Here is a 24,180-nt window from a genome sequence, read left to right as displayed (position 1 = left end):
TTACGCTTCTTAACCGGATAGCTAAATCGCTAAACACGTCTTTATTAATTTTATTACAAACAATTAATGACCTTTTAAAAAAAAATGTTGAAAAAAATTTATTAAAAAACATCAAAATCTATTCCGTTTATATGCACTCAAAAAAAGAAACACTAATACGGTTAAATCCTGATGATTTTTTTATGAACCCCTTATCAAAATAGATTTTATGATCCATATATAAATACGGTTAAATCCATATCAAAAAACAAATATTAGGGTACCGAAGTGCTTGAAATATAGCACCTAAACTCGTTTTCAAAGTAGCTTGCTATTGATTTGAACTATAAAAATTATATATCTTGCATGGCTAAAACAACGGTTTATAACGCGAGTTATAAGCGTTAGAATTAAGAGACAACAAGCCTTTGTTGTAGTATTTAAACCTGTATAAAATTATTATAACCATAACTCATGAAAAGATCTATCATTTTATTATTGATTACCTGCAGCGCTTATGTAGCCGGCGCGCAACAAAAACCAGCCGCAAAAATTGGCAATAAGCTAACTATATACACCGATGTTAAAGGCAGTAATGAACATTTTGCATCATCAGGAACAATAGCGCTTACTAAAAAAGGGCAGCCTGGCGAAACAGAATTGGCTGTGTTTGTTGATCCTGCTAAAACGTTTCAAACTATGGTAGGCATTGGGGGCGCCTTAACGGATGCCGCTGCCGAAACATTTTATAAACTGCCTGTTGATAAGCAAAAAGAGTTTTTAACGGCTTATTATGATAAGGACAAAGGCATAGGCTACACATTTGGCCGCACCAATATACAGAGCTGCGATTTTTCGAGCGACATTTATAGCTATGTGGGTAATAATGATCCGGGGTTAAAAACTTTCGATATCAGCCATGATAAAAAATACCGTATACCATTTATAAAAGAAGTTGCAAATGCTACAGGTGGTAAATTAAACTTGTTTGCAAGCCCATGGAGCCCGCCGGCCTGGATGAAAGATAATAACAATGTATTAAATGGTGGCAAGCTAAAGCCGGAGTACGACCAAAGCTGGGCCAATTTTTATGTGAAGTTTATTAATGCTTATGAAAAAGAAGGCATTAAAATATGGGGCCTTACCGTTCAGAATGAGCCTATGGCTAAACAAAGGTGGGAGTCATGCATATACACTGCCGAAGAAGAACGCGATTTTGTAAAGAACTTTTTAGGTCCGACTTTGAAAAAAGCAGGGTTAGCCGGTAAAAAATTAATTATCTGGGATCATAACCGCGATTTGCTATATCAGCGTGCCAGTACAGTATTAGAAGATCCGGCAGCTGCACAATATGTCTGGGGAATAGGTTTTCACTGGTACGAAACCTGGACAGGGGCCGGTATGAATTTAGAAAGCACTCGGCGTGTTCATGAAGCGTTTCCGGGTAAGAACCTTGTTTTTACAGAGGGTTGTATAGAGAAGTTTGATTTTAACCGGTTAAATGATTGGTCGTTAGGCGAAAAATATGGTACCTCAATGATAAATGATTTTAACAGCGGTACAGTTGCCTGGACAGATTGGAACGTATTGCTTGACGAAAAAGGCGGCCCTAACCATGTAGGTAATTTTTGCTTCGCGCCTGTACATGCCGATACCCGGAACGGCAGTTTAATTTATACCAGCGAGTATTATTATATAGGTCATTTTTCTAAATACATACAGCCCGGCGCAAAGCGCATTACAAGCATTGCCAGTCGCGATAAGCTATTAACCACAGCTTACCTTAATCCCGACGGTAAAATTGCCGTAGTGGTAATGAATGCTACCGATAGCGAGATACCTTACACCTTATGGATAAAAGGAAAAGGCGCGGCTACAAAAAGCCCGGCTCACTCTATTGCTACTTTAATAATTAATTAACCTGATTGACTCAATTTATATAACTAATCAAATGAAATATTACAGATCAGCCGCACGCTATTTTGGTGCATTTGTTTTAATAGTTTTATTTACAGCCAGCGCTTACAGTCAGGGCTTTTTAAAAGCCAATGGCCGCTTAATTGTGGATGGCAAGGGTAACAAAGTTATTTTAAGAGGCATGGGCATGGGTGGCTGGATGCTGCAGGAAGGTTATATGTTTAAGTTAAGCAATTTGGGCAGGCAATACATCATCAGGCAGCATATTGAGGATGTGGCCGGTGCAGAATATACCGCCAATTTTTATGATAAATGGCTCACTAATCATACCCGTAAAATTGATGTGGATTCTATGGCGGCATGGGGTTTTAATTCCATCAGGTTACCTATGCACTACAATTTGTATACGTTACCTGTTGATAAAGAACCGGTAGCCGGTAAAAATACCTGGGTTGAAAAAGGGTTTGCTATGACCGATAGCCTGGTAAAATGGTGCAAGGCAGCGCATATTTATTTAATACTCGATCTGCATGCTGCACCGGGCGGCCAGGGTAATGACCTGCCTATTTCAGATCGTGACCCTGATAAACCATCATTGTGGGAGAGTAAAGCTAACCAGGATAAAATGATAGCTTTATGGAAAAAACTGGCACAACGTTATGCCAATGAACCCGCTATAGGTGGTTATGACATTATAAACGAACCAAACTGGGGCTTTGAAAGTGCCGATGATAAACGCGGCACATCCGAAACTAAAAACGAACCGCTGCGCAAACTTATGATGGATATTACCACAGCCATACGCGAGGTTGATAAAAACCATATTGTTATTGTTGAAGGCAATGGCTTTGGCAACAACTACCGGGGCGTTTTCCCACTTTGGGATAATAATATGGTGGTAAGTTTTCATAAATACGGCAACTTTAATAACGTAAAAGCTATCCAAAGTTTCCTTACGCTGAGCGAGCAATACAATGTACCGCTTTGGTTGGGCGAATCGGGCGAAAACTCTGATACCTGGTTTACCGAAGCTATAAAACTGGCCGAAAGCAACAATATTGGCTGGGCCTGGTGGCAGTTAAAAAAGATGGGCATTGCCAATCCGCTCGAAATTAAAGTGCCTGCCGGGTACCAAAAACTGGTAGACTATTGGAGCGGCAAAGGCGCAAAGCCATCACAAGGCGAAGCTATAGCAACGCTTAATGAGCTGCTGGAGAATATAAAGCTTGAAAATAATATTTATCATAAAGATATTACAGATGCTATGTTCAGGCAGGTGAGGTCGGCTACAGCTATTCCGTTTAAAAGGAATTTTATTGGCAGCAACACAACCATTAACGCGGTTGATTATGATATGGGCAGCCAGCGCATAGCCTATTTTGATAAGGATACCGCAAGCTATCAGTACACCCCCGGTGTAAAAACAGTTGGCAACAAGGGGCACGCTTATAGAAATGAGGGCGTGGATATACAGGCTGATGAGAGCGGCTACCATATTTTCAGTATTGAGGATAGTGAATGGCTGCAATACACCGTACAGGCGGGCAAAGGCACTTATACGGTAAAGCTTTTAGTATCATCAGAAGGCGGCAAGGGTAAGGTTTCCTTATCAGTTAATAATAACCCTGCACAAGCAGTTAGTTTAGCTGCTGCAACACCAATAGCGGGATGGTACCCGGTTGAATTAAAGGACATTAAGCTTAATAAAGGCATTAACAAACTACGTGTACTTGCTGATGAAGGTGGTTTCAACCTTAAATCAATTCAGTTTATTAAAGATTGAGCTGAAGTTAATTTGCATGTGGCATACGTAATTTATGTATGCCACTGGCTTTGCTACTCTCCATTACTAATTTGCTCCACCCTTGGGTGTCGGTTTTTCGGCCATCCTTTTTGTGGTCCTCCATTACCTTTTTAATGCGTATAGCGTATTGCCAGCAAGTGCTTTGCCGTATCCCAATTTTTTCTGAAAGCTGGTAGGACGAGATCATTCCTTTTGTAGTATACATTAAATAAACAATATAAAAGGCTTTGTTAATAGGTATCCTGTTGTTTTGAAAAATGGTATGGTATAGTACAGATTCTTCATAATTGCATTTAGTGCACCGGCGGCTATAAGGTGCGCGGCCATTATGATGAGTAATATTGCTGCACTTTATACAAGTAAAGCCATTTGCCCATTTCAAATCAGACAGGAATTTATTACAGCTTTCCTGATCGGGATATTTAGCGCTAAACTCTTCAAAAGATAACTCGGTTGATAGCGCTCTTGCATCGGTTACCTTTTCAATATTATTTTTTAATTCGGTATTATCTTTTTCCAGCAAAATATTCATCAATGATATTTCTGCAGCCTGGCTTTCTAATTGTTTGTTAATATTTAATAATTCGTGGTTTTGAACTTCTATAATTTCTGCCTGCTCAAATATCTTTTTTGATTTTGCCGTTATCTCACGGGTACGGTCTCTAACTTTTATTTCCAGCTCTTGGTTAATAGAATCTTTTAGCTGGTTATTGATATCCATTTGCCTTATAGTTTCATTCATGGCCTCTTCTTTTTTGCGCCTTAAATGCCGCACTTGGTCAGATATAGCAAACGAAAGAAAAACCATCTCCAAAATAAAACTAAACCCTAAGCTATAAAAACCCAACAAGCCCGATAGTTGCGCTGCAAGGCCAAGCACGCTAATTACTTTACAAGTAAATCCAAGAAACAAAAAGGTGTAGCCAAGCACAAAGAATCTGGCTGGTTTAAAGCCTTTTTTTCTGATAGTTATACCGGCTATAAAAGCTATGGCTAATGGTATGATCTCTATGAATTTGTAAATGAATAAACGTTGATTAAACAAGCATACAATAAAGTATACCGTTCTTAATAATATAACATAATTTATAAAGCGATAAAGTTTATAATCTTTGGTGCGCACATGTAAAAGGTCCCTGGTAAATAATAAAGCAAATACACTTACGCAATAAAGAGCTATACCATAAGCATATTCGTTCCAGTTGGGTGCATTGGGCCATATATACTGAAAAGCAATACCATCGGTACTCATTTCATAAAATCCTACACTTAAAATATATAGTACATAAAATATATAATACCGCTTTCTAACTGCTATAAACATAAGCAGGTTGTTAAAGCAGAATATTAATATCATACCATAAAATATACCATAGGTAAAATATTCTGTAAGCGCATAATAAATAAAGTGGCTTATTTTACGGTAAACAATAATAATATTCACCGTGTTATTTGACCGCACTTTAAAGTAATAAATATGCTGTCCCTTTGCTTGCTGGTTTATTAAAAACTCGAAATTTTTATGACGGTATAGCCGCTTTTCAAACATTGATGCCGCGCCTGCTACGTTTTCTGTATAACCCCCGCTTGGGTTGGGTAAATAAGCTATAATGTTCCCGGTAGTTTGATCAAAAAATTCAAATATGGAATAGTAGTTTTCAAGTGGTTCGGTAAAGTTAATTTTTAGCTTATACCAATAGGTTGATTGTATATTTTGATTGGTTGGATAAAATTCTTTATTTGTTTTAAAACGATATTTTAAGGTATCAGACAATAAATTATTTAAGGTTAATTTATTAGAGCTATCTTCCAAATACTCAATTTCGCCGGCAGAAAATATGTGTTGTGGCAAACTATTATCAACCCTGACGGATTGTTGCGAAAATCCTGATTTTACTAATACAGATAATAAAAATAGAAATACTATTCTTCTGATCATTGACAAAAGATGATTATAACTGGTTTAATTGGCGTGCAAAAACACGAAGATAAGCGGGTTTCTTCGGTTAAGCAACAGGGTAAATTTACAATAAATCTTTAAAACTGTTTTTATAAGTTTTCGCAATCGTTTGCGGTTATTTTAATAAAAAAATTTGGCAATCGGTTGCCATTGTATTTTGTAACAATATTGGGATATACAATGTAAAAAAATGCAATTTTTTTTACAAGGATTTAAGCGTATTACTAAGGCTATTTATTTAAGCCAAAAAAACACTTATTATACTCATAATAAATTTTTTACAATAGTTCATTAAGCGTATTAAATTTTTTGTAAAAAATTAATTATCAGACAGTTACGATATTTTTTCTTGTTTTATTAATATTTGTTTGCATAAATTTGACCAAGTAAATAAAAACCGGCATATCCTTTATGCCAACCAATTAACCAATTAATACCTTTTAATAACAATGCACATACTAACTGCTTACGGCTAATTACAGCCACAAGAATTTTTGCGGGTATTTTCATATCGGCAAAATAAACAATGCCAATTCTTAACCATTTAACCATCAAATTATGACAAAAAAATTTCCTTTATTGATTATTATGCTTTTTGCATTTTTAAATATTGCATTAGCACAAAATTCCACCGTAAAAGGTAAAGTTAGTGACAGCAGGGGCGAGCCTCTTGCAGGCGTTACAATTAAAATAGCCAATATGCAAAGCGTAACTGCAACAGATGCAAATGGTAACTATACAATTGCTGTTCCGCCAAATGCTACACTAACTTTCTCATATGTAGGTTTTGCTACATTAGATGTACAAGTTGGAAGCAGCAATACGTTAAACGTAACACTTACCCAATCAGAAAACAATCTTAATGAGGTTGTAGTAGTTGGTTACGGTACGCAAAAGAAAAGCCTGGTTACAGGTTCTATTTCGAGCGTTAGCGCCAAGGATCTGGAAAACATGCCTATTAACCGCGTAGAGCAAGCCCTGCAAGGCCGTGCCTCTGGTATAAACGTTGTGTCATCTTCAGGTATACCAGGCTCTTCATCAACTGTACGCGTACGTGGTTATACTTCATTTTCATCGAGTGCTAATAATGATCCGTTATGGGTTATTGATGGTGTTATTGTTGATAATGGCGGTATTGGGTACCTTAACGAGGCCGATATAGAGTCGATTGAAGTATTGAAAGACGCGGCATCACAGGCTATATACGGTACACGTGCAGCTAACGGTGTAATTTTGATCACTACCAAAAAAGGTAAGGCTGGCCATTTACAAATTGATTACAATGGCTATTATGGTACTCAATCCACAGCTAAAAAACTTAACCTGCTAAATGCTACACAGTATGCAACAATCAGGGATGAGTCTTTCATGAATACAGTTTCCTATCAAAATGCTGTTACTAAACCGGCATTGCCTTTTGCAAACCCTGCATCATTGGGTGTTGGTACAGATTGGCAATCGTACGTGTTTGCCAATGCTCCTATACAAAACCACCAGGTTAGTATAAGTGGCGGTGGCGATAGATCAACATTCTTTACTTCGTTTGGTTATTTAGACCAAAAGGGTATTGTGGCAAAACCAATTTCTGGCTACAAACGTATTAACGTTCGTTTAAACTCAACCTATAATTTAGCAAAATGGCTAACATTAGGCGAGAATTTAGGCTATGATTTTGCTAAAACACAAAATAATGGCGGTAACAGCAATACAGAGTTTGGCGGTACCCTTAGTGATGCTGTGAATCTTGATCCTATTACACCAGCGTATCAAACAGATGCAGCTATTTTGGCAACAGCGCCTTATACAAATATATATGCCGGCAAAGATGCTAATGGAAATGTATTTGGTATATCACCATACGTTGGCCAGGAAATATCTAACCCATTAGCTTATATTCAAACCAAGCTGGGCAACTATAACTGGGAACATAATATTGTTGGTAACGTTTTTGCCGAAGTAAGCCCGATTAAAGGCCTGAAATTAAGATCAAGTTTAGGTACTAAATTGGCTTTTTATGGTAGTGAAAGTTTTAACCCTACCTATTACTTCACATCATCAAGCAATAATAGCAAGCCATCATTTTCCCGTTCAACAACTACAGGCTTAGCTTATAACCTGGAAAATACAGCAAGTTACCAACATAGTTTTGGTAAGCATGATTTATCTGTATTAGTTGGACAAGGTATTTATATGGATAACGATACCAAAAACGTTAACGTAAACTTTGCTAATGTTATAGCCACTAATTTTTACCAGGCTAATTTGAATTATAAACCGGTTGCCGGTGATATTACCGGTGGTGGCAGTGATGGTACAGAACACAGAATATCTTCATTATTTGCCCGTTTAAACTATAATTACGATGAGAAATACCTGGTAACAGGTACCGTACGTCGTGATGGTTCATCAAGGTTTGGTGCAAACAATCAATTTGGTGTGTTCCCTTCATTTTCATTAGGATGGGTTCCGTCACTGGAGAAATTCTGGCCTAAAAATGCTGTTGTTAGCTTCCTGAAATTAAAAGGTGGTTATGGGATAACCGGTAATGATGCGGGTATTGGCGATTTTGCTTTTAACGCGACAGTAGGTGGTGGCCGTAATTATACTTTTGGTACAGCTAATGCCAGTACTGTGGGCTTTAGCCCTAATGCACCGTCAAATCCTGATTTGAAATGGGAACAAACTCAATCTACAGATATTGGTTTTGACGCTATCTTGTTTAATAATTTCAACTTAAACGTTGATTTATTCACTAAAAAAACCGTTGGTATTTTGCAATCGCCTGCCGTGCCTAGCTATTTAGGTTATTTTGGTAATCCGGCTGCAAATTATGGAACTTCACAAAACAGAGGTATCGATATTGAGTTAGGCTATCATGATAAAATAGGCGATCTGTCGTTCGGTGTTAATGGTAATGTGTCATTCCTGCAAAACAAGATCCTTGCAATATCTCCGGGAATTTTGTTTACAGAGAACCAGGCTGCCAGCTTCCAAACCATGGGCAATATTTCCCGTTCATATGTTGGTGGCTCATATAACGCATTTAATGGCTACCAAATGTTAGGGATATTCCAAACCCAGGCAGAAGTTAACAGCTATGTAGGCTCGGCCGGTACCCCATTACAACCAAATGCAAAACCGGGCGATATTAAGTATGCCAACTTAAATGGTGACAACGTAATTGATGGTAATGACCGTACTATAATAGGTAATCCAATACCAACAGTTACTTATGGTTTAACTATTAATTTAGCATACAAAGCCTTTGATTTTGTTGCATTTGGTAATGGTGTAGGTGGTAATTCTTTATTCCAGGGCTTACGTCGTTTAGATATTGGTAACGCCAACTATCAAACAACGATATTAGACAGGTGGACACCAACTAACCCATCTAATACAAACCCGCGTTTGGCTGATGATGATCCGAATGGTAACTACACAAAGTTTAGTAAAATATACCTGCAAAGCGGCAACTATTTTAGGCTAAAAACAATGCAGCTTGGCTATACGTTACCAAAAGGTATAACAAAGAAACTCAGTATCAATAGATTACGTGTTTATGCAAGCGCGCTAAACCTATTTACCCTTACCAAGTATACCGGTTACGATCCTGAAGTTGGAAACGGCGGAGCTGGTGGCGGTGGTGTATTAGGCATTGATAAAGGCAATTACCCACAAGCGCGAACTTTTATGCTTGGCTTAAATCTTGGATTTTAAAAAACTTAAAAAAAATTAAAATGAGAAACAAAATTACATTAGTGGTTGCCCTGCTGGCAGGTTTGCAACTACTGGGATCCTGCAAGAAATTTCTTGCAGTGAACCCCGAAGAACGTATTCTGGAATCTGATTATTATACAACACAGGCCCAGGCGTTTTCAAGCTTAACTACTGTTTATGATATGGTTGGTAATCAAGGTGGTGGTTATTTAACAAAAACCAATATTATGAACGTAGCATCTGATGATCATTTGGCCGGTGGTGCAAACTCATCTGATATTGGCGATCTGCAGTCGATTGCTAAATACACTTACACCCAATCTGCGCAAAACGGTGGCCCGAGCTATTTATGGAGCAAAGGGTTTATTGGTGTGTACAGGGCGAATGTGTTTTTAAAGCATGTTGCTACTACACAAATGGATGCTACATTAAAAGCACGGTATATAGCCGAAGCTAAATTATTAAGGGCGTATTTTTATTTTGACCTGGTACGTTTCTTTAAGAACATCCCATTAACCCTGGAGCCTGTTGACCCTTCTGCTATATACACCATTACGCAGGTTCCTCCTGCTGATGTTTACAAACAGATAATTCAGGATCTGAAAGATGCCCAGGCATCATTACCTGCTACCGCACCGGCCGCGTCAGAAGGCGGACGTGTTACCCTTGGTGTTGATCATGCTTTATTAGCCAGGGTATATATGTGGCAAAAAGATTATACCAACGCGCTTACCGAATTTGCTTTAGTAAATGGGCCCGCACCTGGTGTATCTGCAAGTACATATGGTTATAAATTAATTCCAAATTTTGGTGACCTATGGAAAATAAATAACAAATTTAACAGCGAATCAATTTTCGAAATTGTATTTAACTCTACATCAAATGGTGGTTGGGGTAATGTTGGTGGTACAGAAGGTAATTTGGAATGTATTTTAGTTGGCCCGCGTAATTATACGCCATTAAAAACAACTGCACCGGATTATGTTTCCGGATGGAGCGGTCAACCTTTCACTGATGATTTCTGGAATTTAATACACTATGATCCGCGTAATGCGGCAACTGTTGCTAACTGCGATAGTTTAGAAACAAATGGTATCATCACTTATTTACATGCTTACCAAAATACAGGTCACTTTATTGAAAAATTTGCCGGCCGTGTTTCAACTAAAGCGACTACAGGTCAATTAGAATTAAATTTCCCGGTTGATATGTATGAAATACGTTTAGCTGATATGTACTTGTTAGAAGCCGAGGCTCAATTAGCAAGTGGTGGTGCAGTTGGTGTAGGTACCCGTGCTTATGCCTTGTTAAACGCGGTAAGGGCACGTGTTGGTGCCGGGCCGGTTCCGGTTACATTACCTAACATCAAAAAAGAAAGACGCTTAGAACTTGCCGGAGAAGGCCAGCGTTGGTTGGACCTTGTACGTTGGGGTGATGCCGGCACTAATGCGGTGTTACTTTCTAAAGGCTTTGTTGCAAACAAAATGGAAATTTTCCCTATACCGCAATCAGAGCTTAATAATACCAAATTACAACAAAGCAAAGAATGGGGTGGTACCCTTTAATAGTTAATTATATTGGTTGTTTAGTTTATATATACCTATCAGAGAGCGGTTGTACCCGCTTTCTGATAGTTTTGAATTAAACCTTGTGATTTTTGTTTACTAATTTCCTGTTTCTACTAATTTAATATATGAAGGGAAATATCCGCATATTAATTATTCTATCATCAGGAATACTATTTGCCGTAGCCATGTTCTTTTCAGAATGCAGAGATAAAGGTAAAAACCTTGAACCTGATAAAAGAGGCAGCGCTTACGCTAATCCGCAAACTTGTATAAGCTGTCATAAAGACACTTATAATTCTTACACTCATACCGCTCACTTTCATACCTCAAGCGCTATTAATGGCAATAAGCTGCAGGCCGAATCAATGGCTAATGCCCATACTTTTATTTTTAACGATAAACTAAAAATAACCATTGATAAACATAAGGATGGCATTTATCAAACAGCTATTTTTGAGGGCAGGCAAATAAGGAGCGAGCGCTTTGATATTGCATTTGGCGCCAATGAAAAAGCGCAAACCTATGGTTACTGGAAAGGTAACCGACTGTATGAATTGCCTTTATCTTTTTTTAAAATAATAAACAACTGGGCAAACAGCCCTGGCTTTCCGTCAGATTTGGTTTATTATGACAGGGCAATTGTTAGTCATTGCTTTGAATGCCATGGTTCATACCTGGAAAAAACTTTTGTACAAACCGGCCCTATCAAAGTAGCCGAAGAATACGATAAGAAATCAATTATGTATGGCATAGATTGCCAGCGCTGCCATGGGCCCGCTGCTAATCACGTACAATACCATTTTGATAACCCTACTGATAAAAAAGCAAAATATATTACAACTTATAACTCATTGAACCGCCAGCTAAAGGTTAATATGTGCGCCGTATGCCATGGCGGTAATGACCTTAAAACAGAAAAATCAACATTCGGCTATAAACCGGGCGATAACCTGGCCAGTTTTTACGACCCTGATTTTGGTTTCAATACCAGCACCGACGTTCATGGTAACCAGGCAAAATTATTAGCTATGAGCAAATGCTATTTAAATAGCCCAATGCTTACCTGTACTACCTGCCATAACGTGCATCAACAAGAAAAAAACGATCCTGTGTTATTGTCACAAAAATGCCTGGATTGCCATAAAGAGCAAACACATAACTTTTGTAAAATGGCGCCGCAATTAGGCAGTGCCATAACCGGTAAATGTATTGATTGCCATATGCCCACATTACCATCTAAATTAATTTCCTTTAAAATGTCGGCAACTAAGGAAGCGTCTCAATACCTTTTACACACGCACCGTATAGCTATTTATCCTGAGCAAACCAATCAAATATTATTATTAATAAAGAACGCCAAACACAGCAATTAACCTTGCTGCAATTTATATATACCTATCGCTATGAAAAGAAAAGGAAACAATGTTTATTCTTTTACTGTAATATTAATAGCTATACTGGCTATTAGCAGTTGTAAAAAGCAATTGCCGGTTAACGGCGGACAGTCAACAGGTACTCCTGTAATCCCTGTAATACCGGTTACCACGGTAAAAACAGACGTTACTATGTGGTTAACCCAATCAGATCAATCTGCCTTGCTGCAAAAACAGAATATAGGTTTGATCTTTAATACCACCACTAATCAAAATGCTACTATAACCGTTGATACTGCTAAAACCTATCAAACTATTGATGGATTTGGATATACACTTACAGGCGGAAGCGCGTCTTTGATAAATGCCCTCCCATCGGCACAAAAAGACGACCTTTTAAAAGAACTTTTTTTAACAGACACCACGCATATTGGTGTAAGCTACCTGCGGATAAGTTTAGGCGCGTCTGATTTAAGTGCAGCCCCTTTTACTTATGATGATTTGCCTGCGGGCCAAACAGCCGACCCAACACTGCAATATTTTAGTATTGCTCAGGAAATGACCGACCTGGTGCCGATACTTAAAAAGATAATCGCGCTTAACCCAACTATAAAAATATTTGCCTGCCCGTGGTCGGCACCTACGTGGATGAAAACTAACAACAGCTTTAAAGGGGGTAGTTTAAGCACCGCTTATTATGATGCCTACGCCAAATATTTTATAAAATACATACAAGCCATGAAGGCCCAGGGTATAACTATTGATGCGGTTACACCACAAAATGAGCCATTAAATCCTTACAATAATCCAAGCCTGGTTATGCAGGCCGGCGAGCAGGCTGCTTTTATAGGCGGTTATTTGGGCCCGCAGTTTAAAGCGGCCGGCATTACTACCAAAATTATTGCTTACGATCATAATACCGACCGGCCCGATTACCCAATAGCGGTTTTAGGCGATGCAACAGCTAACCAATATGTTGATGGTTCTGCGTTCCATTTATATGCCGGTAACATCAGTACGCTAACGGCTGTGCACAATGCCTATCCTGATAAAAATGTATATTTCACCGAGCAGTGGGTTGGAGCGCCCAGTAATTTTGGCGGTGATTTGTCATGGCACGTAAATAACTTAATAATAGGCGCCACACGTAACTGGAGCCGTAATGTATTAGAATGGAACCTGGCTGCTGACGCCAACTACGGCCCGCATACTACCGGTGGTTGCAGCACCTGTTTAGGTGCATTAACTATAGCCTCTACAGCGGTAACACGTAATGTTGCCTACTATATAATTGCGCACGCGTCAAAATTTGTAAGGCCCGGGTCTGTACGCATAGATTCTAACGTGCCCGATAATTTAACCAACGTGGCATTTAAAACTCCTGATGGTAAAAAGGTATTAATTGTTTTAAATACCTCTGCCGGCTTACAAACTTTTAATATAAAATTCAACAACAAAATACTAACCGCAACATTGGCTGGTGGTGCCGTTGCAACCTTTGTTTGGTAAACCATTATATAAAAATTAATATTTAAACAATAAACCTATCTAATGACTAAGTACATTAAAACGGCGTGTATGCAGTGCATAATGGTCTTTACCATGATGTTAATCACTGTTACAGCGTTTTCACAAAAAACAAAAACAGCCGATATCTGGCTAACCAATGCTGATAGATCGGCGTTATTTCAACAGCAAAAACCTATAGCTTTTTCAAGCAAGGCTGATGCGGGTAACCCAACTATACAGGTTGATGAAAAAGAGACCTTCCAGCCAATTGATGGTTTTGGATTCGCCCTAACCGGGGGCAGCGCCATGCACATGGTACGCATGAGTGCCGAAAGCAGGGCCGCTTTAATAAAAGACGTTTTTTCTACCGAAGACAATAGCATTGGCGTAAGTTATTTGCGCTTAACCATAGGCGCGTCTGATTTGAACGATCACGTGTTTTCATACGATGACCTGGCACCGGGCCAAACAGACATAGAGCTAAAGCGCTTTAACCTGGGGCCGGATAAAAATGATGTGATACCGGTGATGAAGGAGATATTAAAGATCGATCCTAAAATTAAAATATTGGGTTCGCCATGGTCCGCACCTGTGTGGATGAAAGATAATGGCGATACCCGCGGGGGTAGTTTAAAGCCCGAATATTTTGATGTTTATGCCAGATATTTAATAAAATACTTATTGGCCATGAAAGCCGAAGGCATAAACCTGGATGCCATAACCATTCAGAACGAGCCTTTGCATCCGGGCAATAACCCGAGTATGTTAATGCTTGCTGAAGATGAGGGCCGGTTTATAAAAGTATTTGGCCCGAAGCTAAAAGCGGCGGGTTTAAAAACAAAGATCATAGCGTATGACCATAATGCCGACAGACCCGATTATCCGCTTGCCATTTTAAATGACCCTGAAGCCGCAAAATATGTAGACGGGTCGGCTTTCCACTTATATGGGGGCAAGATCACCGCGCTTACGGATGTACATAACGCGCATCCCGAAAAGAACCTTTATTTCACCGAGCAAATGGTGGTAGAGCGTGGAAAAAACAATCCGAAATTAAATGTGGCAAACCCGGTTAGCCGGTTATTTATAGGTGCGACACGCAACTGGTGCCGCAATGTGCTGGAATGGAACCTGGCAGCAGATCCGCAGAATAAACCTTTTACAGACAGGGGCGGATGCCCTATGTGCCAGGGCGCGGTAACTATTGATAGTAATAAATTTACCCGCAACGTAGCCTATTATGCCATGGCCCATGCATCAAAATTTGTAAGGCCCGGTTCTGTTCGTGTTGGCTCTAACGACCTGGAGCTATTACCTAATGTGGCATTTAAAAGGCCCGATGGTAAAAAGGTATTAATTGTTGTAAACAATGGCACATCGGCACAAACATTTAATATACAAAATAATGGTAAAACAATAATTGCTTCTTTAAATAACGGGGCGGTTGGTACCTACATCTGGGATTAAGCATTTTTTAATAATTAATCGCCGCTAATAATTTATAATTTTTCTTACCTAATACCTTACACCCGTTATGCAAAAAAGAATTTTAACCATATTATGCCTTCTGCTTATTGCTTGCTGTGTTTTAGCACAACAAACACCACAACATACTGCTGATGCTATTGATCGTAAAGTGGATGCATTGCTTGCCAAAATGACCCTTGACGAAAAAATAGGTCAGTTAAACCAATATACCAGCGATCGTTTGGCAACGGGCCCGTTAACCGAAAACAGCAGCAAGTTTCAGGATATTAAAGACGGAAAACTGGGTTCCATGCTAAATGTTAAAGGCGCGAAAGAGACCCGTATGGTGCAGGAACTGGCCATGCAATCTCGCCTAAAAATACCATTGCTTTTTGGTTTGGATGTTATACATGGTTACCGGGTAACTTTCCCTGTGCCTTTGGCAGAAGCCGCCAGTTGGGATATGCAGGCCATACAGACTTCGGCACGTGTGGCAGGCAAAGAAGCTGCCGCCGCGGGTTTACACTGGACATTTGCCCCAATGGTTGATATTACACGCGATCCACGCTGGGGCCGTGTAATGGAAGGCGCCGGCGAGGACCCATACCTGGCATCGCTTATTGCAGGTGCAAGGGTAAAAGGGTTTCAGGGTAATGGCTTAGGCAGCCTGGATGCTATAATGGCCTGTGCCAAGCACTTTGCAGCTTATGGCGCCGCTATTGGCGGCCGGGATTATAATACCGCTGATATAAGCGACCGCACACTTTGGGAAACCTATTTGCCGCCCTTTAAAGCCGCCCTTGATGCAGGTGCTGCCACTTTTATGAATGGTTTTAACGAATTAAATGGCATCCCGGCAACAGGTAATAGCTATTTGCAAAAAGATATTTTAAAAGGTAAATGGAACTATAAGGGTTTTGTAGTAAGCGATTGGGGGTCTATTGGCGAAATGGTACAGCATGGCTACGCGCGCAATAGCAAACAGGCAGCAGAGTTAGCTATAACAGCCGGTAGTGATATGGATATGGAAAGCCATGCCTATATTAACAACATGGCCCAATTGGTAAAAGAGAATAAAGTGCCGATAGCGCTTATTGATGATGCTGTAAAACGCATTTTACAGAAAAAATTTGAAATGGGCCTTTTTGATGACCCTTATCGTTTTAGTAATGAAGAGCGCGAAAAAAAGGAGCTAAACTCGCCAGAGAACCGGGCCGCTGCCCGCGAAGTAGCTAAAAAAAGTATAGTGCTGTTAAAAAATGATAAGCAACTATTACCCTTATCAAAAAACCTGAAAACCATTGCGGTGATAGGCCCTTTGGCTAAATCAAATATTGATATGATGGGATTTTGGTCGGTTAAATGGGACGACGATCATTTAGTATCATTATATGAAGGTTTAGAAAATAAAGTTGGTAAAAACACCCGCCTGTTATATGCGCAAGGTTGTGATGTTACCGATACATCTAAAAGTAATTTTGCGCAAGCCGTAGCAACAGCTATGCAGGCTGATGTGGTGATACTGGCAATTGGCGAGCATTATGACATGACAGGCGAGGCTAAAAGCCGCGCCAATATACACCTGCCCGGGGTGCAGGAAGATCTGGTTAAAGCTATTAAAGCAACAGGTAAACCGGTTGTAGTATTAACTATGTCTGGCAGGCCCATGATATTTAACTGGACAGCAGACAATGCCGATGCTATTTTACAAACCTGGTGGTTGGGCAGCGAAGCCGGTAATGCCATTGCCGATGTTTTATTTGGCGATTATAATCCGGCAGGAAAGCTGCCTATATCTTTCCCACGGTCCGAGGGGCAGATACCGGTTTATTATAATTATAAAAGCACCGGCCGCCCATCGGCAAATGATATGGGCATCAATTACCGGTCGGGCTATAATGATATACAAAACAGCCCGCGCTACGCATTTGGTTACGGCCTAAGCTATACGCAATTTGCTTTAACTGATTTGAAGCTGGACAGGACAACACTAACTGCTAACGATAAATTGAATGTAAGCTGCACGTTAAAAAATACCGGTAATTATGCCGGCGAAGAAGTTGTACAATTATACCTGCGTGATGAATTTGCCAGCGTTACACGCCCGGTAAAAGAATTGAAGGGCTTTGAAAAAATATATTTAAAAGCGGGCGAAAGCAAAACCATCAATTTTGTTATAGATAAAGAAACCCTATCGTTTTACGATCAAAAGATGAACTGGGCCACAGAGCCGGGAACATTCCAGCTAATGATAGGCAATTCATCAGATCATATATTATTAAAGAGTAAATTTGAGTTGGTTAAATAAACCGTTCTTTACATAACAAACGAACTTCACCGCGACGAGGAACGCGTGTGGCGATTTCCGCACGACAGCTAACAGATGCGCCCGGCGTGCACAGATTGCCACGCTACGCCCGCAATGATGCTTCATTTAGTATTTCATTTTTAATAAACATCCACGATGAAAAAGCTATTTGTTTTAATGCTGGTTGTATCTGCTAAGCTATCGGTAAAAGCGCAATATGTAAGTTTAACTAATGCCGAGGTTAAAACGCTGCAAAAAGCTATCAGGGATGATGACCGCGTTAAAAAAACTTTTGAGCCATTTAAAACTGCTGCCGAAAAAGCCTTAGCCGACGCGCCAAACCCAATTGAGAAGGTTAGATCAGAAGGGTTATTGGAAGGTAACCCGGCAAAAACAGCAAGTGCAAAAGCAGTTATGGATTGTTTTAAAATTTACGCGCTGGCTATAAATTACCGGGTATATAATGATAAACAGTATTTAAATAAAGCCGGCGAATACCTGATGGCCTGGGCAAAGCTGAACCAACCAACCGACGACCCTATTGACGGGACAAAAATGGATGATATGATAGCCGGCTATGATCTGATAAGAAGCGCCATGCCTGCCAACCAGGTGAAGCAAATTGATGCCTGGTTTGATGTATTGGCCGATGAACACATGAATAGCAAATATGCTAAAGATGGACGTATAACCGGGATGAATAACTGGAACTCGCACCGTATAAAAGTTATAGCTATGGTAGCCTATACCATCCATACTAAAAAGTACGATCAGTTTATTTTTGATGAACTGGAGAAACAGATAGCCCAGAATTTATATGCCGATGGCTCGGGATTTGATTTTAAGCAACGGGACGCCTTGCACTATCATATTTATACGCTTGAGCCGTTGTTTAAAGCCATCATACCAATATATCGTGCAACCGGCAAAAACTACTACACTTTTGTATCTAAATCGCAATCATCTATAGAAAAATCTGTGCAATTTTTAGTGCCGTTTATAACCGGCGAGAAAACACATGGCGAGTTTGCAAACAGCACCGTACAGTTTGACCGCGACCGCGCCAAAAATGGCGAGAAGGGCTACGCAGCCGGGACAAAGTTTGTACCGGCTACAGGTATCATTGTGCTTTCATTGGCAGATTATTTTGATCATTCTTACCTTGATATCATTAAAAAAGTAAAAGGTAATGATTATTACGATTGGCAATTAGTACTTAATCAGGTAAGGAAAAAACTTTAATAATATGTTATCGTTTATTAGATATAAGATTATTGGAACGCTGTTGCTCACAATGGCCTTTTTAGTCCCAATGCAACAGGTTAATGATGTATCTATTATGCGGCAGGCCACAGCTACGTTACGACAGTCGGTTTTAAAAGAGGCAGCCTGGGCATTGCAGCAGGAGCCTGTTACTATTACTGCGCAAAGTTGTCCGCGCAGTACAGGTGGATTACATGATTTTTATTCGGAAGGAGATTACTGGTGGCCCGACCCCAAAAATCCAGACGGGCCATATATTCAAAAAGATGGTTTAACTAATCCTCAAAACTTTGTAGCTCACAGGCTGGCCATGATTCGTTTTAGCCGTATTATAGGCGCTCTTGCATCTGCTTATAAAATCAGCCATGATAAAAAATATGTGCAGCATGCACTTATACATTTAAAAGCGTGGTTTATAAATAGCGAAACTTTAATGAACCCTAACCTGCAATACGCGCAAGCTATAAAAGGTGTTGCTACCGGCAGGGGAATAGGTATTATTGATACCATACAATTAATGGAAGTGGTACAGGGTGTAGAGGTAATGGCAAATTCATCTGTAATTAGCAGTAAAGACCTGCAAAGTATTAAAAGTTGGTTTAGCCAATACCTTGCCTGGCTTACCATCCATCAATATGGCAAGGACGAAATGAACGCCAAAAATAATCATGGCACTTGTTGGGTAATGCAGGTGGCCTGCTTTGCAAAATTTACAAACAACCAGGCATTATTAAGTTTTTGCAGTAAGCGTTATAAAGAAATATTGCTGCCGGGCCAAATGGCTGCCGACGGAAGTTTTCCGTTAGAGTTAAAGCGCACCAAACCTTATGGGTATGCCATTTTTAATTTAGATGCCATGGCTGCCATTTGCCAGGTGTTAAGTAGCGCCAACGATAATTTATGGGCCTATAAAACTGCTGATGGGAAGTCGATTGAAAAAGGTATTACTTTTATGTACCCATATCTTAAAGATAAAAATCAATGGCCCTATCAGCACGATGTTATGCATTGGGATGATTGGCCCGTAGCCCAACCTGCATTACTATTTGGCGCGGCTGCCTATACTAATACCGCATGGTTAAACACCTGGGCCATATTGGAGCATAACCCCACTGATGAAGAAGTTATAAGAAACTTACCGGTAAGGCATCCGCTCATCTGGTTTAATTAAAATTATTTGAGATCAAAAGTAAACGTGCTCTGCTATAAATATGTGGTGTATACAGATGGGTGTAATTCACCATAGGATTTACGCACATTAATTCACAAAAATGGTGACACTGTTTTGTCAGTGTATATGGATGTATACAGTGTATACCATATACACCTACACTTTAATCAGGCTACATCACCAGGGAAACCCAACCTTCGGGATTGCCTTTTTTCTTGAGTGTTTTATGGTCCTGCATAGCCTTTTTAATCCGTATTGCGTATGACCAGCAAGTACTTTGCCTGATGCCCAGTTTCTGCGATAGCTGGTGCGATGAAATGGTGCCTTTGCTGCTGTATATCAAATAAACTATATAAAACGCCTTGTTAATAGGTATGCGGTTGTTCTCGAAAATAGTATTATGCATGGCAGACTCTTCATAGCTGCATTTAGTGCATCTGCGGCTATAAGGCGCCCTGCCCGCATTGTAAATACTATGACTACAACGTGTGCAGGTATAATCAGCTTTCCACTTTAACTCGGCAAGAAATTTATAACAACTTTCCTGATCGGGATATTTTGCACTAAACTCTTCAAAATTAAGTTCGGTAGATAAGGCGCGGGCCTCGGTAACTTTATCAATATCAGTTTTAAGCTGAACGTTGTCTTTTTCAAGCAGAATATTCATGCGGCTAATCTCGGCCGACTGTTCTTCTAATTGATGATTAATGTTTACCAACAGCTGGTTTTGCTCTTCAATTATTTTTGAATGATCCTCCAATTCTTCGGACTTCCTGATCAATTCTTTGGTGCGGGCGTTTACCTGCATTTCTAATTCTTTGTTTATTGAATCTTTAAGCTTATTATTAATATCCATCTGGCGGATGATCTCATCGCGTGCATTATCCTTCTCTTTACGTATTATACGCACCTGGTCGCCTATAGCAAATGAAAGAAACAACATCTCCAAAATGAAGCAAAATCCTATGCTATAATAGGTTAAAAATGCCGGTAAAAAGTTAGCATAGCCCAGGGCATCTATTGCCTTAACTATAAAACCTGTAAATAATACAGCATACGCCAATACAAAAAAACGGGCCGGCTTAAAACCATTTTTATAAATGTATATACCGGTAACAAAAGCCATTGATAACGGAACGATCTCAACAAATTTGTAAATGAATAAGCTTTTATCAATAAACAGGCAATACAAAAAGTAAACGCTTCTAAGTACAATGATTGCGTTAAGCAAACGGTAAAAGTTATAAGCTTTAAGCTTAACCTGCAAAAGCTCTTTAGTAAAAATTAAGGCACAAATACTCACTGCGTATAATGCAATGCCATAAACGTAATCGTTATAAGCCGGATGACCTGGCCAGATATATTGAAAGGCAATTCCGTCAACGCTCATTTCATAGAGCGCAACACTTAAAATGTAAAACACATAATATAGGTACTGTTTTTTTCGTACTGCTGTAAACATAAGCAGGTTATGAAAACAGAATATAAGTATCATGCCGTAGAATAGCCCAAATACCAAATATTCAGATAAGGCATATTGAATAAAATAACCCAGTGTACGATATACAATTATTACTTTAACAGGGTTGTTAGATTTTAATTTAAAGTAATAGGTATATTCTCCTTTTGATGTGTTTTGTATTAAAAACTCAAAATTTTTGTGGTGATATAGCCGGTCACTAAAATTAACCCTCGCCCCCGAATGATTTACAACATAATCGCCCTTTTCATTAGGGATGTAAGCGGTTATATTTTCTGTAGTTTGGTCAAAAAGTTCAAAAAGGCAACTTTTATTGGCAATTGCCTGAGTAAAACGAAGCCTTATTTTATACCAATATGTATACTGCCGGTTTTTATTTACAGGATAATAAATAAGGTTGCTTTTAAAACTGCTATTCAGAGCCCTTACCTGTTCAAAAGATAACTTATTGGTGCTATCTTCTAAATATTCAATCTCGTTTAATGTGAATTTATATTGCTGTACGCTATTATCAATAGGTATTGTTTTTTGCGCAAAAATGTTACTTGTTGAAACACATAAATAAATGAATAATAACAAGGTCCTTTTAAAAGCACACATATTTTAGATAGTACATTGGTTTTAAATACCGGAAAGTATTTTAGGGGTAATTTATGCAAAATCATCAAATAATACAACAAATTTTTCAGCCTAATTACAGTATTACTAAAATTATATTTGAATAATTATATAAAATATAATTCTTGAAAAAAGAATTACTGAATAAAAAAATCCGCGAAATTTTAAACTTCGCGGATCAAAGATATGGGTGGAGAATATCGGATTTTGCAGAGCCGAAATTGCAGCACCCAAACGCTCTTTTTGATGGTTTTTAAGCGGTTTTTTCATCATCGTTTTTTGCGTTTTGGCAGAGTTTTGCCACTGTAGTTAATTGTATTTTTTTATCAAAAAACGGCCTTATTTAGATCAAAAACGCCGTTTTTGTTGTTTTACTAATTTACGAAAAATTTAAAAAAACAACAAATTTATAATTTTAAAAAAAGACATTATAACATCTTTTGCCAGGGTTTTTTGGCAGAGTTTTGACTGAATTATGGCAGAGTTTTTTAACAATTTAGGGCAAAATATGGGTCTTAAAAATTTGCGTAAAAACCAAATAAGTCACTTATAATTAATCGTTTAAAAGAAAGCGAATCCTTTATTCTCCACAACCAAATAAAATTTCGGTTAAAATTTTATTGAATGTTTAACAGTAGTGTTTTGAAGCATATTTTAGTCAAAAAAGAAGTTGGCATAGTATAATGCTATATGGTATGCTTTGTAAATTGCTGATTATGAAAAAGGTATAAAATTTGGCGTGGTAATTCGTTTATTCTCCACTATTAGTCCCTTTTGCAACAGGATGGCGACCAGAAAGTAGCACTGATTGTTTATAAGATCGTTCGCTAACTATTTCAATAAATCAAACCTGCTCCTAATAATTAGAGAAATTCAGTTGAAGTCCATCCCTATTTGTCAGCTTGTGGTTATCGAAAAGAAGAAACGACGCCTACGGATGGTTGCCAGTATTAAAAATCACCTTTTGTGCTTTACTTGGCGGTACTGGTCAATCAAATGATGGACAATATCGCCTATAAAGATAAAAATGCTGTAGCCGGTCCATTCACCAATAGGATATAAATGAGAAACGGTTGCGCCGCTTATCTTGCCAAGCCAAATTCCTATCAGCCATGCAATGGTTATGGAAAGGATGCATATTAAAGCCTTAAGAAAACCGCTGATTGAAGCAGGTTGCAGCATAGCCCAAAGGATAATATATAATGTAGGTTGCCGGATTAGTTCGTGACCGCCCACCGCAGTGAGCCAATAAAAAAAAGGCTGTCCATTAAAACTTATGCCATCAATAAAAGAATGTATAAGATTCATCACAATAAATACAAATAGCGTTATTCCGATGCTCGTGTTCTGTAGATGTACGCTACAGGTAATTTTCCCGAGATAGTACCCGCAGCAAAGCAGTAGCAGGATTAAAACCGGGTAATAAAAATGCTGCTCACTCTTAAATAACAAAAAGAAGACTGCGACTGTAAGCAATACCGCTTTACCATAAAACAGTCTTTGACGGGAAAATAGCTGTGTCATCATTTTATGATTCAGTATGTAGAACAATATTCATTAACTCGGTGATTGAAAAAATGACTGACAATGAAATCAATCACCGCAACAAAAACCGCCATCAGAAAAATGGCCATTAACCATTGTTTATTTGATTTTTTTAAAGCCATTGATTGAATTTTTTAATGAACCACGTTTTAACCAGTTGTGTTAATAAGCAATAGGAAAGCAGTATTCCTATCAGCCACGGGAAAAATGCTAAAGACAATGCTTCCATCTTAAATGCCGTGGCGAACGGTGAAAAGGGAATAAATATCGCGATAGCCATAATTGCCGATGTCAGCGCAACAACCGGCGCAGTGGCCCAGCTTTGTATAAACGGTATTTTACGGGTACGAATCATATGTACAATTAAAGTTTGTGAAAGCAAACTCTCCACGAACCAGCCGGTTTGAAAAAGGCTTTGATGAGCGGGACTGTTGGCCTTGAACACGAACCACATTACCGCAAAAGTGGCGTAATCAAATATGGAACTGATCGGGCCGATGA

Annotated in this window: 15 protein-coding genes; 10 read left to right on the top strand and 5 right to left on the bottom strand. The window is 39.0% G+C overall.

Features of this window, described 5'->3' with window-relative positions; genetic code table 11:
• The first annotated feature begins 453 nt into the window (after positions 1 to 453).
• Together JWR23_RS05600 and JWR23_RS05595 are read left to right on the top strand one after the other, a co-directional pair.
• On the top strand, positions 454 to 1,899 hold the full coding sequence (locus JWR23_RS05600; protein ID WP_299513982.1) for a glycoside hydrolase family 30 protein: 1,446 nt from the start codon (positions 454 to 456) through the stop codon (positions 1,897 to 1,899).
• A gap of 31 nt (positions 1,900 to 1,930) precedes the next feature.
• Positions 1,931 to 3,679 (top strand): cellulase family glycosylhydrolase, encoded by a 1,749-nt coding sequence (locus tag JWR23_RS05595; protein WP_299513980.1) that lies wholly within the window; start codon positions 1,931 to 1,933, stop codon positions 3,677 to 3,679.
• A 7-nt stretch (positions 3,680 to 3,686) separates the two neighbouring features.
• On the opposite strand, the gene JWR23_RS05590 is transcribed toward JWR23_RS05595, so the two are convergent.
• Together JWR23_RS05590 and JWR23_RS05585 are read right to left on the bottom strand one after the other, a co-directional pair.
• Positions 3,687 to 5,639: a 7TM diverse intracellular signaling domain-containing protein gene (locus JWR23_RS05590; protein WP_299513979.1), complete on the bottom strand. Its 1,953-nt coding sequence runs from the start codon at positions 5,637 to 5,639 to the stop codon at positions 3,687 to 3,689.
• Between the two features lie 378 nt (positions 5,640 to 6,017).
• Positions 6,018 to 6,212 (bottom strand): hypothetical protein, encoded by a 195-nt coding sequence (locus JWR23_RS05585; protein ID WP_299513977.1) that lies wholly within the window; start codon positions 6,210 to 6,212, stop codon positions 6,018 to 6,020.
• A 6-nt stretch (positions 6,213 to 6,218) separates the two neighbouring features.
• Between JWR23_RS05585 and JWR23_RS05580 the strand changes: the two genes are divergently transcribed.
• The 8 genes from JWR23_RS05580 to JWR23_RS05545 all read left to right on the top strand — a co-directional run bounded on the left by JWR23_RS05580 (position 6,219) and on the right by JWR23_RS05545 (position 20,036).
• Positions 6,219 to 9,377, top strand: coding sequence for a TonB-dependent receptor (locus JWR23_RS05580; RefSeq protein ID WP_299513975.1), 3,159 nt, complete (start codon positions 6,219 to 6,221; stop codon positions 9,375 to 9,377).
• A gap of 20 nt (positions 9,378 to 9,397) precedes the next feature.
• Entirely contained in the window at positions 9,398 to 10,942 is a 1,545-nt protein-coding gene (locus JWR23_RS05575) for a RagB/SusD family nutrient uptake outer membrane protein (protein WP_299513973.1), read from the top strand.
• 128 nt (positions 10,943 to 11,070) lie between these two features.
• Positions 11,071 to 12,318 (top strand): hypothetical protein, encoded by a 1,248-nt coding sequence (locus tag JWR23_RS05570; RefSeq protein WP_299513970.1) that lies wholly within the window; start codon positions 11,071 to 11,073, stop codon positions 12,316 to 12,318.
• A 30-nt stretch (positions 12,319 to 12,348) separates the two neighbouring features.
• Positions 12,349 to 13,827, top strand: a complete 1,479-nt coding sequence (locus tag JWR23_RS05565; protein ID WP_299513968.1) for a glycoside hydrolase family 30 beta sandwich domain-containing protein — start codon at positions 12,349 to 12,351, stop codon at positions 13,825 to 13,827.
• Between the two features lie 93 nt (positions 13,828 to 13,920).
• On the top strand, positions 13,921 to 15,294 hold the full coding sequence (locus JWR23_RS05560) for a glycoside hydrolase family 30 beta sandwich domain-containing protein (protein WP_299513965.1): 1,374 nt from the start codon (positions 13,921 to 13,923) through the stop codon (positions 15,292 to 15,294).
• 67 nt (positions 15,295 to 15,361) lie between these two features.
• On the top strand, positions 15,362 to 17,602 hold the full coding sequence (locus JWR23_RS05555; protein ID WP_299513962.1) for a glycoside hydrolase family 3 N-terminal domain-containing protein: 2,241 nt from the start codon (positions 15,362 to 15,364) through the stop codon (positions 17,600 to 17,602).
• A 156-nt stretch (positions 17,603 to 17,758) separates the two neighbouring features.
• The gene (locus JWR23_RS05550) at positions 17,759 to 18,844 is read left to right on the top strand and encodes an alginate lyase family protein (RefSeq protein WP_299513959.1); all 1,086 of its coding nucleotides are present in this window, start codon (positions 17,759 to 17,761) and stop codon (positions 18,842 to 18,844) included.
• A 70-nt stretch (positions 18,845 to 18,914) separates the two neighbouring features.
• Positions 18,915 to 20,036, top strand: coding sequence for an alginate lyase family protein (locus tag JWR23_RS05545; protein ID WP_299513957.1), 1,122 nt, complete (start codon positions 18,915 to 18,917; stop codon positions 20,034 to 20,036).
• 172 nt (positions 20,037 to 20,208) lie between these two features.
• Here JWR23_RS05545 and JWR23_RS05540 read toward each other — a convergent pair whose 3' ends face one another.
• From JWR23_RS05540 to JWR23_RS05530, 3 genes are all read right to left on the bottom strand, one after another.
• Complete coding sequence (locus tag JWR23_RS05540) at positions 20,209 to 22,095, bottom strand: 7TM diverse intracellular signaling domain-containing protein (RefSeq protein WP_299513955.1); 1,887 nt, start codon at positions 22,093 to 22,095, stop codon at positions 20,209 to 20,211.
• A 996-nt stretch (positions 22,096 to 23,091) separates the two neighbouring features.
• Positions 23,092 to 23,442 carry a hypothetical protein gene (locus tag JWR23_RS05535; RefSeq protein WP_299513953.1) on the bottom strand — a complete coding sequence of 117 codons (351 nt, stop codon included), beginning with the start codon at positions 23,440 to 23,442 and terminating at the stop codon, positions 23,092 to 23,094.
• Positions 23,443 to 23,791: 349 nt separating this feature from the next.
• Positions 23,792 to 24,180, bottom strand: a 389-nt coding sequence (locus JWR23_RS05530; RefSeq protein WP_299513951.1) for a cation transporting ATPase C-terminal domain-containing protein, incomplete at its 5' end; no start/stop codon positions are given.

It is taken from the genome of Mucilaginibacter sp., assembly GCF_028288205.1.
Lineage (GTDB): Bacteria > Bacteroidota > Bacteroidia > Sphingobacteriales > Sphingobacteriaceae > Mucilaginibacter.
The sequence above is the reverse complement of the archived record's forward strand: the minus strand, read 5'-3'. Positions and strand labels throughout refer to the sequence as shown.